This is a genomic window from Ferdinandcohnia sp. SAFN-114 (assembly GCF_059415045.1).
Genome location: NZ_JBPFDQ010000031.1, coordinates 25,504 through 40,593, shown reverse-complemented (window position 1 = coordinate 40,593; position 15,090 = coordinate 25,504). Strand labels below are relative to the sequence as shown.

Below are 15,090 nucleotides of genomic sequence, written 5' to 3'. Positions count from 1 at the left end.
TAATTCAGCAGAAACACTGCTGAATTATGTTAAAGCCTCCGGCGGATGCCACAGATTTTCAATGGAAACTTTTCGAGCTTAAGATCAAAGACTAAGTACGCCACTTCCTGTGGCAACGTCTTTGTGACCCTCATCGTGTGGGCCTAAAAAATCTGGGCGCAAATACCTCAAGGCGTATTTGATTTTTAACGAATGTGTAATCGATTACACACAAACACTATTTAATAGAGGTGATAGTAATGTCAGAAAATCGTCGAATTGCTGAAGAAATTATTGCAGCGGTTGGTGGTAAAGAAAACATCCTTTCTGCCGCACACTGTGCGACAAGATTACGAATTATGGTACAAGATAAAGAAAAAATCAACCAAGAAAAGATTGAGAATGTAGATAAGGTTAAGGGGGCATTCTTTAACTCCGGTCAATTCCAAGTCATCCTTGGTACAGGAACAGTAAATCGTATTTATGAAGAAGTCGAGAAACTTGGAATTGAAACATCAACGAAGGCCGACCAATCAAAAGAGGCAGCGAAAAGTGGAAATGCCTTTCAACGTGCTATCAGAGCATTCGGTGACGTGTTCGTTCCAATCATTCCAGCTTTAGTTGCAACAGGTCTTTTCATGGGTGTACGAGGCTTAGTGATGCAGGAACAAATCCTTGCATGGTTTGGCTTAACTCCTGCTAGTATCCCTGAAAACTTCATTTTATTCACACAAATTTTAACGGATACAGCCTTTATTTTCTTACCGGCCCTAGTAGCATGGTCAACTTTCCGCGTGTTTGGAGGAAACCCAACTATCGGACTCATACTAGGATTAATGTTAGTTAGTCCATCATTGCCAAATGCATGGGGAGTGGCAGGCGGTGATGTTGAACCACTGAAATTCTTTGGATTTATCCCAGTGGTTGGTTATCAAGGTTCCGTGATCCCAGCATTTATCACAGGTATTGTTGGTGCAAAGCTTGAAAAGTGGATTCGGAAACGTGTACCAGAAGCATTGGATCTAATTGTAACGCCGTTTTTAACATTACTAATCATGATTGCTTTAGCACTCTTTGCAATTGGACCGGTATTCCACACAGTTGAAAACCTGATTTTAGACGCAACAGTAGCGGTACTTGAGTGGCCATTTGGATTAGCGGGTATTGTCATTGGAGCCTTAAACCAAATCATCGTTATTACAGGTGTCCATCACGTCTTTAACTTATTAGAAATACAACTACTTGAAAACTTCGGCAATAATCCATATAACGCGATTGTTACTTGTGCAACTGCAGCACAAGGTGGAGCGGCTTTAGCTGTAGGATTAAAAACAAAATCAAAAAAATTAAAAGCTTTAGCACTACCATCATCATTATCGGCATTTTTAGGAATAACAGAACCAGCTATTTTCGGGGTTAACCTTCGTTATGGAAAACCGTTTATTATGGGTATTATCGGTGGTGGTGTTGGTGGTTTCTTTGCCTCAATCTTTGGACTAAAAGCAACAGGGATGGCAATCACCGTAATTCCTGGAATACTGCTTTATCTAAATGGACAAATTTTGCTCTATATTCTCGTGAACGTAATCGCAGTAGCGGTAGCATTCATACTAACTTGGATGTTCGGTTATTCAGATAAAATGCTAGAAGGCAAGTAATGACTTGCCTTCTTTACGTAAGGAGTTCATCATGAATCAACATGAATTAATAGAAAAGGCAAATCAAGAAGTTGAGCGAAATAGGGAAATGGTAGAAAGTGATCCGTATCGTTTGCGATTTCACCTAATGCCCCCAGTTGGTTTGTTAAATGATCCAAATGGCTTCATTCAATTTAAGGGGGTATACCACTTGTTTTATCAGTGGAACCCATTTGAAACGGCACACGGTGCGAAGTTTTGGGGACATTATACCTCAAAGGATTTCATAAACTGGGAGCACCAACCAATTGCTCTAGCTCCAAGCGAATGGTATGAGAAAAATGGCTGTTATTCAGGAAGTGCCATTGAGAATGATGGGAAAATGGTGTTATTTTATACGGGAAATGTGAAGGATGAAAATGGGGACCGTGAGACGTATCAATGTATGGCAGTTTCACAGGATGGAATTACGTTTGAGAAAAAGGGACCCGTCATTTATCTTCCAGAAGGCTATACCGCTCATTTTCGTGACCCAAAGGTTTGGAAAAAAGAAGATACGTGGTATATGGTGCTAGGAGCACAAGACGAAGACAAGCAGGGGAAGGTTGTTCTTTATTCCTCTACAGACCTTATGAATTGGAATTTGCTCGGTCCACTAACGGGCTCGGCGATGAATCAACTTGGGCCATTCGGTTACATGTGGGAATGCCCGGATTTGTTCGAGTTAGACGGGAAGGATGTTCTGCTTGTTTCACCTCAAGGGCTTGAGCCAGAGGGAGACGTATATCATAATTTATTCCAAGCAGGTTATTTTGTTGGCGAGTTAGATTATCAAAAAGCTTCTTATCAGCATGGCTCTTTTACTGAATTAGATCGCGGGTTTGACTTCTATGCTCCGCAAACAACCGTTGATGAAAAAGGAAGAAGACTCCTTTTTGCATGGATGGGAATTACGGATGATAATGAAAAATATCAACCGACTATTGAAAAAGGTTGGATCCATGCGATGACCCTGCCACGTGTTCTTACACGTAAAGGGGAAAAAATTGTGCAGCAGCCAGTGGAAGAGTTGCAGCTGTTACGTAAAAATGAAGTGTCCTATAATGAGGTTCAAATCATAACATCTAATGTTACTCTTGAAGGGATAAAAGGAGAGGCGCTTGAACTCCTTTTTGATGAAATAATTTACGAAGGGGACTCCTTTGAAATCAATTTTAGAGGTGGAGCAAGGTTCGAATATTCTTCGAAACTAGGAAAAATGAGGCTCCAGCGCAAAAACTTTAAGGATGGAAGCATAGAATCACGCCATTGTAAGATTGATGCGGTGAAAAAACTACACGTGTTTATAGATACTTCTTCGATTGAGATTTTCGTGAATGATGGAGAAGAAGTGTTTACAGCAAGGTATTATCCAGATGTTGCGGATCAAACCATAACATTCTCAGCCTTTGGAAGGGTACAGTTTGATTTGAAGAAATGGGATTTGGGCTAAGGTACACGCTCGGAGTTAAAAGACTTGAGCTTGTTCTTTAGAATGGTTTCGCGGTACATGCTCAACGCCTAAAGGCTCGAGCGTGACCTGCAAGAAGGGCCTCGCGTACATGCTCAACGTCAAAAGGCACAAGCGTGTCCCGCAAGAAGGGCCTCGCGGTACATGCTCAACGCCTAAAGGCTCAAGCGTGTCCCACAAGAAGGGCCTCGCGTACATGCTCAACGTCAAAAGGCTCAAGCGTGTCCCGCAAGAAGTGTTTCGCGGTACATGCTCGACACCTAAAATCCTAAGCATGTACTTTTAGCCCCTAAAAATAAGTTTAAACGAAAGAAAGTGATGCGATGAAACAGGGTGTTATTTGTTTAGGTGAAGCATTAATCGATTTCATTCCATTTGACCAAGACAATATGCAGTTTCTCAAGAGTCCTGGAGGTGCACCGGCGAATGTTGCGGTAGGTGCAGCAAGACTTGGTGCAAAGTCGTCATTCATCGGGAAAGTTGGGGATGATGTTCTTGGCAATTTTTTAAAAGTGACTTTGGAGAATTATAATGTTCAAACGGAAACGATGTACCTTTCAAATGAAGTTCGTACAGCTATTACGTTTGTTACATTGGGAGAAGATGGTGAGCGAGAGTTTTCGTTTTATATCGAAAAAACCGCGGACCGCTATTTAACTCCTGAAGAGATTCCAGTGTCTCTTTTTGATGAGCATAATGTGTTCCACTTTGGTTCAATCTCTCTCATTGATGACCCGGCGGAGTCGGCGACGAAGAGGGCGCTCCAGCTGGCGAAGGAAAAAGGTTTAGTCGTTTCCTATGATCCAAACCTAAGGCCAATGCTATGGAAGGATTTAGACATAGCGAAACAGAAAATCACTTCTATGCTTCGTGAGGCAGATGTCGTGAAATTATCAGAGGTTGAGTTAGAGTTTATTACAGGTGAGAAAGATATTGAACGTGGTGTTACAAAACTAGCACAATACAATATTCCACTATCATTCATCACGCTTGGTAAGGATGGAGTGCATGCTTTCTTTAAGGGAGAGTCCATTTTTGTGGAAGCGAGAAAGGTAAAAAGCGTGGATACAACAGGTGCAGGAGATGCGTTTGTGTCTGGATTGTTGTACCAGTTCAGCCGTAGAGATAAAGAGATAGTAGAATATTCGCTTGACGAAATCAAGGAGATTGCTACGTTTGCTAGTGTATCCGGTGCACTTGCAGTATCACAAAAAGGAGCCATGTCTGCATTGCCGACACTTGAGCAAGTTCAGGCATTTTTAGCTAAAAAATGAGGTGGATCAATTGAGAGTCCGCCATTTAATTGTGATATAGTAGTGTGTTCAAACCAAAAAAAGGTGGATCCCAACGAGGGAATCCACCTTTTCTCTTACAATGACTTTTCTAATTCAAACCAATATGTGCATAGCGTTTCCAACCCTTTGTCAAAATTCTCGAGGTGGAAATGCTCGTTTGGTGCATGGAAATTTTCAGTTGGAAGTCCGAATCCCATTAACACAATTGGCGCATGTAGGACTTGATCTAGGGTTGAGATAATTGGCAATGTACCGCCACCGCGTGTAAATGAGGTAGGCACCTTATATACTTGCTCATAAGCACGACTTGCTGCTTGAATGGCAGGGTGGTCAAATGGAGTTACATATGGTGCACCTTTGTCAAAAAGCTGCAAGCTCACTTCAATTCCAACCGGTTTATTTTTCTCAATATGTTGTTTAAGTTGTTCGACGATTACATCAGGATCTTGATTCGGAACAAGTCGACATGTGATTTTTGCATGTGCCTCAGAAGGAATTACTGTTTTAATACCCTCACCTTGGAACCCTCCGTAGATTCCGTTAATATCGAGAGTTGGTCGGACCCAAGTGCGCTCAAGATAACTATAGCCCTTCTCTCCAAAAAGAGCAGGGACACCAAGCTCTTGACGTTGCTTCTCCTCATCGAAATTTAAATCTTTAAATGCTTGTCTTTCCTCCTCAGTTATTGGAAGAACATCATCATAGAACCCTTCAACAGTCACTTTTCCGTCTTCATTATGGAAAGAATCTAGTAATTGCACAAGTGCATTAATCGGATTATGTACGCCACCACCATAGAGGCCAGAATGTAGGTCACTTTTTGCACCTTTTATATCAATTTGAAGGCCTGCAAGTCCTCGTACTCCATAGCTAATGGTCGGTTTTCCGCGTTCATTCATACTAGTATCAGAAACTACGATAACATCTGCTGCAAGAAGTTCTTTGTTTTCCTCAACAAATGCTGGAAGACTCGGACTACCGATTTCCTCTTCACCTTCAATAAGAAACTTGAAGTTTAGTGGCAGTTTTCCTTCCGTTTTTAAAATCGTTTCCAAAGCCTTAAAATGCATAAACGTTTGGCCTTTGTCATCACTAGCTCCACGTGCAAAGATTTTATCGTCGCGAATTTCTGGCTCGAACGGAGGGCTGTCCCATAAATGAAGTGGGTCCACTGGTTGAACATCATAGTGTCCATAAATTAAAACAGTTGGCTTTCCTTCTGCGTGAAGCCAGTCCCCATATACGACTGGATGTCCTTCAGTAGGATGAATGCTGACATTGTCTATACCAATATTTCGTAGGCTTTGAGCAACCCATTCTGCAGTTGCGTTTACATCTTCTTTGTGATCAGGTAATGCACTGATACTAGGGATTGAAAGGAATTTGGAAAGTTCCTCTAAATGAGAATCTCTGTTTTCTTTTAGATAGGTTTGGATGTTTTTGTTCAAAGTTGTCTCCTCCTTTTTTGATGTGCAATAAACAACTCTATTACATTATTTTACATCAATTAAATGAATAGGGAAATAATTTAGAATCTTAATAACTAAAACAAAAGCACTAAAATTTTGTTTCATAAAATGGTGCAAAAGTACGAAGGTGAATTTCATAAATGTAAAGAAATAGAGGTTATAACAAAACTTTAAATGCATAAAGGGGCAGGTTTAAAACAATGGGGGAGTGTGATGGTATATGCTGATTAAAACGGCACGAAAGTTCTTGGGAGTTATGGTCATAATCGTTCTTGTAGCAAGCCTTTTTTCACAGGTTGGACAAGCTTCGGCAGCTGAAGAAAACAGATCGTGGAAAGAATACACAGAAAAAATTATGGCGAAGGATAAAGATAATGGAACTTTAGAATTGGAGCTTCAGGGCACTAAAACGCTTGCGAAGAATTATGACGTTACCCTAAGAGGAAAAAATAGAGTGTACCAAAAATCTCTTGCTGATGTAAGAGTTGGTGCGGAAAATGTAACCGTACGAGTCAATCACAAAAATGAAATTACGAAAATTTTTATCGATGGACCTACTCCAATTGAAACAATGAGGGTCGGGATCATGACCACAAACTTCGCATCTGTCGACCACGATACAATTGTGTTGAGTTCTCAAAGTGGACTAGAAATTGTGGATAAAGTGGCGGAACAGACATTTGAAATTCCAGCTAATGAAAAAGTAACTTTTACACCTTCTGAAAGTGAAATCACATTAACGAATGCTACTGGAGAGGTTTTATACACAACACCGAATCGACTTTATGCTTTTACTGAAGAGGGAAGTAAAATAAAGGTGGAAAATATTACACGGGCAAGTGGAGATCCATCTTACCGTGGGTTCTTTGAAATAACAACATCACAAGCAGGAGATCAATTGAATTTAATCAATGAAGTTGATTTTGAGCAATATTTATATCAAGTTGTTCCGAGTGAAATGCCAGCCTACTTTGGAGTAAATGCACTAAAGGCACAAGCAGTTGCCGCTAGAACCTATGCGTTAGGCGACTACTTAAGCGATCGTTTTGCAAAGGATGGATTTTTTGTATTAGATAGTGTCATGAGTCAGGTTTATAACAATACTCCTGAAAATGCTGCTACAACACAGGCTGTAAATGAAACAGAGGGAATCATTATGTTAGGTGAAGATGGCAGTTTAGTAGATGCACGATACTATTCAACCTCAGGGGGCTACGGGGCGTCTAAACACCAGGTTTGGGCTGAAGAAGACGGTACATTCCCAAGTAAGGTTCTACCTTACTTAATCGCGCAAAGTCATACATTTGATCCAAATGATCCTAGTAAAATGCTAGAAATTGACACACAAAGTGAAGAAGAGGTTCTTGCATTCTATAAAACATTATCTCATACAGGATATGATGGAAATTCTCCATGGTTTAGATGGAAGGTAAGTCTATCCAAGGAAGAATTAGAGAATACAATCAATGCTAACATAGTGAGTAGACAAGCCGCAGACCCTAAGTTTGTGTTAACTCAAAACGAAGCAGGAGAGTTTGTAAGCCAACCGATTCCTGCTGAAGGAATTGGGGAGTTTATCAATATGTACGTTGTAAAACGTGGTGATGGTGGAAACATTATGGAGCTTGTCATTGAAGGTACAACAGGAACGTACAAAATTATTAAAGAGTACAATATCCGTTTCACAATCAGACCATCAAATGCGTTTACACAAGGCGATACTGTTGTGTTGCATCGTGCCACTGCAGGAAGCTCTGAATACACAGGTACACTAGATAATTATACGATTTTACCTTCAGCTTTCTTTGGTTTTGAAATCGATGAAGAAAAGGGTGCAACTTTTTATGGAGGCGGAAACGGGCATGGTGTTGGTATGAGTCAATATGGCGCATACTATCTAGGAACTACTTTAGGATATGAGTTTGATAGAATCCTAACTTCTTATTATCCAAACATGTCTTTACAGAGTAAATCTGTTTTGAGTAAGGTGAAATAAGAAATACCACGGAAACTGCTGTTCGAGAAAGAGCAGCGGTTTTTGTGGTATATGGACTTATAAACTATTTTGAAGTAAATAAAATAATATTTTTCTTGTGCATACATAATAATAAAATAAAATGACGCTGTTCTTAAGAACTGCTAAGCAATGAATATTAGGAGATTAGATGAGTTTAACAGGTTAAAATATAAGTACATCATTTTTTGGTTTATTTTGAATATTTATTTCAAAGGAAATAAAGTTTTGTTATAATTAATTTACATTTTATCCCCTAAAAGGAAATAATTTATCAAAGGAGTCACGAAATTAAGATAGAAGGCTAATATGTAAGCGTTTTACTAGTGGAGATTTATATAAAAATAGATTTTAAGAGCTACTGTTCAGAAAAGCGAACGAACAAATGATGGGAGAGTTTGAAGTGAGCCAAAAGCAAGTTGTGGGCTTGATGTCTGGTACATCTCTAGATGGAATAGACGCAGCACTAGTCAATATTTCCGAAGATGACCATCAAAAAATTCAAGTCAATCTGATTCAATTTTCAACACTATCGTATTCAGAAACCATGCGTGCAAGAATCTTGGCATTATGTGACCCGAGTAAAGCTCGGCTTGAGGAGATATCTTTAACAAATATGCTTCTAGGTGAGTTGTTTGCGGAAGCAGCAAAAAAAGTTGTTACTGAAGCGGGTCTTGAAATGAAAGATGTAGACCTGATTAGCTCACATGGTCAGACTATTTTTCATCAACCTGAAGGTAAAAGGGTAGAAGACTATACGATTACTTCAACCTTGCAAATTGGGGATATTGCAGTGATTGCAGAAAGAACAGGTGTTATAACGGTTGGGGATTTCCGGACTCGTGATATGGCGGTTGGCGGCCAAGGTGCACCACTCGTTCCATATGCTGATGATCTATTATTTAGAGCGGATACAAGTGGTAGAATCCTAGCAAATATTGGCGGAATCGCAAATATCACCGTTTTACCCCCAGCTAAAAGTCATGAAAAGGTGCTTGCGTTTGATACAGGCCCAGGAAACATGCTGATTGATGCCTTTACAATGTGGGCAACGAACGGAAAACAAACCTATGATAAAAATGGGGAAATAGCTGCAGCTGGTAAGGTAGACGAACAATGGCTTGAGGAGCTTTTAGATCATGAATACTACCGCTTGCCGGCACCAAAAAGTACAGGTCGAGAGCTGTTTGGATTTGATTATGCAAGAGAACTTTGGAATGCAAAAGCAGATTTAGGACCTGACGATAAGGTAGCAACCATTACAGAACTAACAGCACGAACAATCGCTGAAGAATGTAAGAGATTTATAGATTCTTATAAAATCCAAGAGATTTTTATTAGCGGTGGTGGTTGGTACAATCAAACACTACGAAAGAGATTGCAAGCTAATCTGCCTCCGTCAATCAAATTAGGAAGTACAGATGAGCTGGGCATACAAGCTGATGCTAAGGAAGCCATTGTCTTTGCATTACTAGGCTACCAATGCATCAACAAACGACCCAATAATCTTCCATCGGCAACAGGAGCAAGCGCCCCGGTTATTATGGGGAAAATTGCTCTATAAATAAAACTTTTACATGTATAAATGAGCGAAAATAGCGAGATTCATGCGGGAAAAGTAGGTCAGGTGAGAACCCGCAGTGAAAGCGAGCGGTTTTCGCACATTATACCATTGAGTTACTGAAGGGAGGCGAGGGCAAGAGCTACGAATATAGTGTTCCGTTGGTACTGAAAAAACAATGATGAAAGATACGTAAGGGGGAAAAGTAGAATGAAAAAATGGCTTAGTCTTTTTCTTATAAGTATTTTAGTAGTTGGATTGTTAGCGGCATGTAGCAAGAAAGAGAACACAACAAAAGATGGCGGCGAAGATAGTGAAAAGGAATGGACGGGTACAATCACAGTATGGGATGGACCACGTTGGCCAGATGATAAAGACAATAAATTCCACTGGATGGAAAGTAAAATTAAAGAATTCGAAGCAGCGCATGAAGGGGTTAAGGTTGATCTAGTTCAAGTTCCATGGGCAGAGCTTCCTGATAAATTAGGCGTTTCAATCGCAGGGCAATCTTGGCCTGATGTTGCGCCAGTTGATATTAGTGGTAGTGCGGTAAGTATTGACCATATTGAACAAGGTGTAATTGAATCAGTTGATGACTTATTTACAGAGGATGAACTAAAGGACTTTTATGAAAATGCATTAGATGCTTACACATTTGATGGGAAATTATATGGAGTTCCAAACTCTCTAACTGTACATGCGATGCTTTTAAACCTAGATCTTTTCGAAGAGCGTGGAGTTGAGCCACCAGCAAATGGTGAATGGACATGGGATGAATTCTTTGCAGCAGCTGAAAAGCTAACATTTGATCGTGATAACGATGGTAAAACAGATGTATTCGGATTCTCAACATATATCCTTCCTGGTTACTATGAAGCATGGCCGTTCTTCTATATCAATGGTGGAAGCCCATTAAATGAAGATATGTCAAAATTTACGTTCACCGAGCCAGAAGCGGTAGAAGCGATTCAACAACTTGCTGATTTGAAATTAAAGCATAATGTAGCGCCTGAAACATTAGGTGGTCAGGATGTTGGTGGTACATTCCAAGCATGGGCAAACGAAGAGCAACGTACAGTTGCCATGCAGCCATGGGCTACATGGGCGATTAGCTCAGCACAAACAAAATATCCTACAAACTTTGCAGTTGCAAACTACCCAACAGGTAAATCAGGTGAGCCTGTAACAATCGGTGGTGTAGGTGGTTGGACAATGTTCCACCAAGAGGATGAAGGGAAAAAAGAAATGGTTGGCGAATTTATTAAGTTCATCTCAACAACTGATGAGCAATTTACGATGGCAACTGAGTATGGTATTTTCCCTGCACGTAAGAGCGCTGCAGACATGGACCCTTATAAGGACAATCCAGAAATGAAGCGTGCACAAGAAATGTCTTCACAAGTTGTTATGCTTCCACGTCACCCTGAATGGAAGAAAATTGATGAAGCCATTCAAACAGAGCTTCAGTTAGTATTCAATGGTGAAAAGACAGCAGAGGAAGCAATGAAGGCTGCTGAGAAGAAGGTCAATGAATTGTTAGGTGAGTAGTAATAGGCATAAGGTGGGTAGCCTTAAATGGGCTACCTGCTGCCAAATGAAAGATTGGGGGAATTGCGTTGAAACCCGTTCATCAAACTGCAAATGCAGTAGTACAGACAAAAAAACCAACTATCTGGCTACAAATGAAAAAGAACTATTCCGCATATTTATTTTTACTTCCAAAACTTATCCTGTTTATAGCATTTATTGCGATCCCGGTTGTGTGGGCGTTTATCATCTCCTTCCAGGAATACAAAATTTTTGGGAGTGAATGGGCAGGTTTAGACAACTATATCAAGGTGTTTAAAAGTGATGCCTTTTACGACGCGTTAGGAAATACATTCTTATTTACTGTTGTAACGGTACCTTTTAACGTAATAAGTGCACTTATCATTGCTTCTCTCATCCATCCTCTTGGCAAACTATCTCAAAGCTTCTTCCGAGGAGCCTTTTATTTACCAACAGTTACATCAATGGTAATTGTTGCGATGGTCTGGCGCTGGATGTACAACTACGACTTTGGATTGTTTAACTATGTGCTAGGGTGGTTTGGAATAGAACCTCTTAACTGGTTGGGACAATCTTCATCCGCACTTTGGGCCTTAATCATCATGCAATGTTTAATTCCATTTGGAGTCGGAATCATTCTCTATCTTGCTTCAATGGGTTCGATTTCAAATACATTATATGAAGCGGCAACTATTGATGGAGCAAATAGTTTTCAAAAGTGGTACCGCATTACATTGCCATTATTAAAACCGTCTACCTTATATTTAGTATTACTTAGTACAATCGGTTCGTTTCAGGTATTTACACAAATTATCATGATGACGGGCGGTGGACCAGGCACGGCTACAGAAACTCTTGTTCACTTAATCTATAAGACAGGCTTTAGAGACTTCGAGTTTGGCTTTGCAGCAGCACAATCCGTTGTTTTATTCTTTATCATTCTTTTATTTTCAATTATTCAATTCCGTTTACTTCGGTACGATGACTAGGAGGGAAGCATAATGACATCAGGTATTCAAAAAGTAAACAAGCTTATTATTTATGTATTACTATCGGTTTTTGCCATTGTTTCCCTTTTACCGTTGTATTGGGTATTTAGTACCTCCTTGCAACTAAGCAGCTACCAAGATGAAGAACTAGAACGTCAAGTATCTTATGTAGATTCAAATCCTCCGAAAATGTACCCAGTTGGGATTACAGAGTACTTTGAGCATTGGGGGAAGGCTAGGGACGCGGAAAGTGCTGGTGACGCTGAAGCAGCAGCCTATCATCGTGATGTTATGGACTACATCATTGAAGATACGTTCTCAGGATTTACGACCTTGTTTAATAAAAATAATGTAGGTATCTGGTTTTTTAATAGTTTTTATATAGCTGTAGTGGTGACAATTGGGATACTCCTCTTTGACTCAATGGCCGGGTACGTCCTCGCGAAAAAGCGGTTCCCGGGAAGGAATCTCATTTTCTGGTCGATTATTGCTACGATGATGATTCCAGGTCAAGTAACGTTAGTGCCGTTGTTTATCATGGTACGAAACTTTGGAATTATGGATACCCACTGGGCTCTTATTTTTCCAGACTTAGCAATGGTATTTGGGGTATTTTTAATGAGGCAATTTATGCACTCGATCCCGGATGAACTAATAGATGCAGCGAAAATCGATGGTGCAAGCGAATGGAAAACGTATTGGAAAATCATTCTGCCATTGGCAAAACCAGGTCTTGCAGCTCTAGGAATCTTTACCTTTATGAACGTCTGGAATTCATTCCTGTGGCCAATTATCGTGTTAAACGATGCAAATCTATATACATTACCTGTAGGGTTAAAAACATTACAGGATGCAAACCTTGCAAGTTTCAAGCTTCTAATGAGTGGGGCAGCTATTGCATCGATCCCTATGATTATTGTATTTATGATGTTTCAACGCCACTTTGTAAAAGGATTAACCCTTGGTGGGGTAAAAGAATAAATAGAAATAGTTTAACTTTGCTCCTATTCTCTGATAAGAACAGGGGCCTTTTTGTCATAAATGAAATATATATACAAAAAATTATAATATTATTTAAAATTTTATTTTAAAACCACTTCTTTTATGGTATCTTTATTAATAGAATAGCAATTTGGAAAACATTAACTTGGAAACGTTACCAAAGGCTGAACAAGGAGGATATTTTCAAAATGAAAATTAGATTTACGGGTGAAATCGAAAATATCAAAGACGGCATACATTTACTTTCCTCTGAATTATCATTTCAAGAAGAGGATGAAGGCTTCCAAGTTCAAGTCATTCAAAGAAAAGGACCAATCTTTGTTAAAAGTGAAGCGAATAAGGCAGAAATTCATTTCGAGGAAAAGATTCATTTCTTTAGAGGATTAGGTATATGGCTTGAATATTTCAAAAAACGTGGAGTGTTTGAAATAACAGAAGAACCACAATTTGAAATGACAGGGGCAATGTTAGACGCATCTAGAAATGGTGTTTTGACAGTTAGTGAGATTAAGAGCTTATTAAGGAAAATGGCAGTCATGGGATTAAATACTCTTATGATCTATACGGAAGATACATATGAGGTAAAGGAATTACCGTATTTCGGCTACATGAGGGGGCGTTATACAGAGGAAGAACTTAGAGTCTGTGATGAGTACGCCCAGGCTTTAGGAATTGAAATGATCCCTTGTATCCAAACACTTGCACATTTAACGGAAGCTCTCAAATGGAATTTTGCCACTAATATAAGAGATACAGCCGATATCTTATTAGTAGGTGAACCAGAGACCTATCAATTTCTGGAAAAAGTTATTACGGCTGCAACAAAACCATTCAAATCAAAAAGGATTCATATCGGAATGGACGAAGCACATCAGCTAGGATTGGGCCGATTTTTAGATAATAACGGCTATGAAGAGCGCTTTGTGATTATGAATAAACACCTTGAAAAAGTAGTTGATATCACGGAGGGGCTCGGACTAAAGTCAATGATTTGGAGTGATATGTACTTCCGATTGGGTTCAAAATACGGCGGTTATTATGACTTAGAGGCGGAAATCCCTCAAGAAGTTATTTCATCTATTCCAAATGCTCAGCTCGTATATTGGGATTATTATCATTCAGATGAGGAGTTTTATCGTACTTTTATTCAAAAGCATAAAGAACTTGGTTCTAATCCCATTTTTGCAGGTGGAGTATGGACTTGGAATGGGATATCCCCTAACTACGGAAAGGCAATTGTTACAACAGAGGCAGCATTAAATGCATGTAAGAAAGAAGGCGTAAAAGAAGTATTTGCAACGATGTGGGGGGACAATGGTGCTGAAACTCCACTAACAACTTCCCTGCCGATACTGCAGCTTTTTGCAGAGCATGCCTATCATAAAATCGTAACTAGACAGGAGGTTGCGGAACGATTTCACTTCTGCACAGGTGGAACATACAGCGATTTCATGGTTTTAAATCTTTTTGATGAAACACCTGGAGTATCTGAAAACAATCTACATGAATCAAACCCATCGAAGTTTTTACTTTGGCAGGATGTGTTAATTGGACTATACGATCAGAATATCAAAGGCCTGCCGATGAATCAGCATTACAAAAACTTGATTCCGAAGCTAAAAGATGCAAGTAGAAAGAATCCTGAATGGCAGTATATGTTTGAATTTTATGAGCAGTTGGCGCGAGTCCTAAGTGTGAAAGCGGAAATCGGAATCCAGCTTAAAGAAGCATATGATGCAGGTGATAAAAATGAGATGGAATCGATCAAAGTACAATTAGCTAGTTTAATAGAGAGCTCCAAAATACTACGCTTAAAACATAGAAAACTCTGGTTTTCGATGAATAAACCTTTTGGCTGGGAAGTCATTGAAATCAGATATGGTGGATTGCTTTCTCGTTTAGAAACGGCACAGTTCAGAATTGAAGAGTGGTTGAAGGGCAACATCAGTCATATTGAAGAACTAGAGGAAGAACGTCTTTACTTTGAAGGACCGTATAAAATGCCGGAGGGAACAATTGGACGGAATATTTACCGAAGGATTGTAACAGCAGGTAATCTAACGTAACAAAAAATAAAGGAAGGTGT

Annotated in this window: 10 protein-coding genes; 9 read left to right on the top strand and 1 reads right to left on the bottom strand. The window is 39.7% G+C overall.

The annotated features are described in order from the left end of the window. Positions 1 to 239: 239 nt before the first annotated feature. From ACR65M_RS11810 to ACR65M_RS11800, 3 genes are all read left to right on the top strand, one after another. Complete coding sequence (locus tag ACR65M_RS11810; RefSeq protein ID WP_440273408.1) at positions 240 to 1,637, top strand: sucrose-specific PTS transporter subunit IIBC; 1,398 nt, start codon at positions 240 to 242, stop codon at positions 1,635 to 1,637. Positions 1,638 to 1,668: 31 nt separating this feature from the next. Further along, positions 1,669 to 3,108, top strand: coding sequence for a glycoside hydrolase family 32 protein (locus tag ACR65M_RS11805; protein ID WP_440273407.1), 1,440 nt, complete (start codon positions 1,669 to 1,671; stop codon positions 3,106 to 3,108). Between the two features lie 341 nt (positions 3,109 to 3,449). Continuing rightward, a complete protein-coding gene (locus ACR65M_RS11800; RefSeq protein ID WP_440273406.1) occupies positions 3,450 to 4,400 on the top strand; it encodes a carbohydrate kinase family protein in 951 nt (316 codons plus the stop codon). Between the two features lie 95 nt (positions 4,401 to 4,495). Here ACR65M_RS11800 and ACR65M_RS11795 read toward each other — a convergent pair whose 3' ends face one another. Next, on the bottom strand, positions 4,496 to 5,869 hold the full coding sequence (locus ACR65M_RS11795; RefSeq protein WP_440273405.1) for a dipeptidase: 1,374 nt from the start codon (positions 5,867 to 5,869) through the stop codon (positions 4,496 to 4,498). Between the two features lie 241 nt (positions 5,870 to 6,110). Between ACR65M_RS11795 and ACR65M_RS11790 the strand changes: the two genes are divergently transcribed. The 6 genes from ACR65M_RS11790 (at position 6,111) to ACR65M_RS11765 (ending at position 15,070) form a co-directional block, all read left to right on the top strand. Next, positions 6,111 to 7,886 (top strand): SpoIID/LytB domain-containing protein, encoded by a 1,776-nt coding sequence (locus tag ACR65M_RS11790; RefSeq protein WP_341333325.1) that lies wholly within the window; start codon positions 6,111 to 6,113, stop codon positions 7,884 to 7,886. Positions 7,887 to 8,307: 421 nt separating this feature from the next. Next, positions 8,308 to 9,468: an anhydro-N-acetylmuramic acid kinase gene (locus ACR65M_RS11785; RefSeq protein WP_440273404.1), complete on the top strand. Its 1,161-nt coding sequence runs from the start codon at positions 8,308 to 8,310 to the stop codon at positions 9,466 to 9,468. 207 nt (positions 9,469 to 9,675) lie between these two features. Then, positions 9,676 to 11,013, top strand: coding sequence for an ABC transporter substrate-binding protein (locus tag ACR65M_RS11780; RefSeq protein ID WP_440273403.1), 1,338 nt, complete (start codon positions 9,676 to 9,678; stop codon positions 11,011 to 11,013). Positions 11,014 to 11,081: 68 nt separating this feature from the next. Then, positions 11,082 to 12,002, top strand: coding sequence for a carbohydrate ABC transporter permease (locus ACR65M_RS11775; protein ID WP_341333322.1), 921 nt, complete (start codon positions 11,082 to 11,084; stop codon positions 12,000 to 12,002). A gap of 12 nt (positions 12,003 to 12,014) precedes the next feature. Further along, a complete protein-coding gene (locus ACR65M_RS11770) occupies positions 12,015 to 12,983 on the top strand; it encodes a carbohydrate ABC transporter permease (protein ID WP_440273402.1) in 969 nt (322 codons plus the stop codon). A gap of 209 nt (positions 12,984 to 13,192) precedes the next feature. Then, the gene (locus tag ACR65M_RS11765; protein ID WP_440273401.1) at positions 13,193 to 15,070 is read left to right on the top strand and encodes a beta-N-acetylhexosaminidase; all 1,878 of its coding nucleotides are present in this window, start codon (positions 13,193 to 13,195) and stop codon (positions 15,068 to 15,070) included. The last annotated feature ends 20 nt before the right edge of the window (positions 15,071 to 15,090 follow it).

Bases quoted from the DNA above. Each gene is read 5' to 3' on its own strand.
- ACR65M_RS11800 (WP_440273406.1), top strand. From the start codon at position 3,450: ATGAAACAGGGTGTTATTTGTTTAGGTGAAGCATTAATCGATTTCATT.
- ACR65M_RS11780 (WP_440273403.1), top strand. From the start codon at position 9,676: ATGAAAAAATGGCTTAGTCTTTTTCTTATAAGTATTTTAGTAGTTGGA.
- ACR65M_RS11790 (WP_341333325.1), top strand. From the start codon at position 6,111: ATGCTGATTAAAACGGCACGAAAGTTCTTGGGAGTTATGGTCATAATC.
- ACR65M_RS11765 (WP_440273401.1), top strand. From the start codon at position 13,193: ATGAAAATTAGATTTACGGGTGAAATCGAAAATATCAAAGACGGCATA.
- ACR65M_RS11770 (WP_440273402.1), top strand. From the start codon at position 12,015: ATGACATCAGGTATTCAAAAAGTAAACAAGCTTATTATTTATGTATTA.
- ACR65M_RS11805 (WP_440273407.1), top strand. From the start codon at position 1,669: ATGAATCAACATGAATTAATAGAAAAGGCAAATCAAGAAGTTGAGCGA.
- ACR65M_RS11810 (WP_440273408.1), top strand. From the start codon at position 240: ATGTCAGAAAATCGTCGAATTGCTGAAGAAATTATTGCAGCGGTTGGT.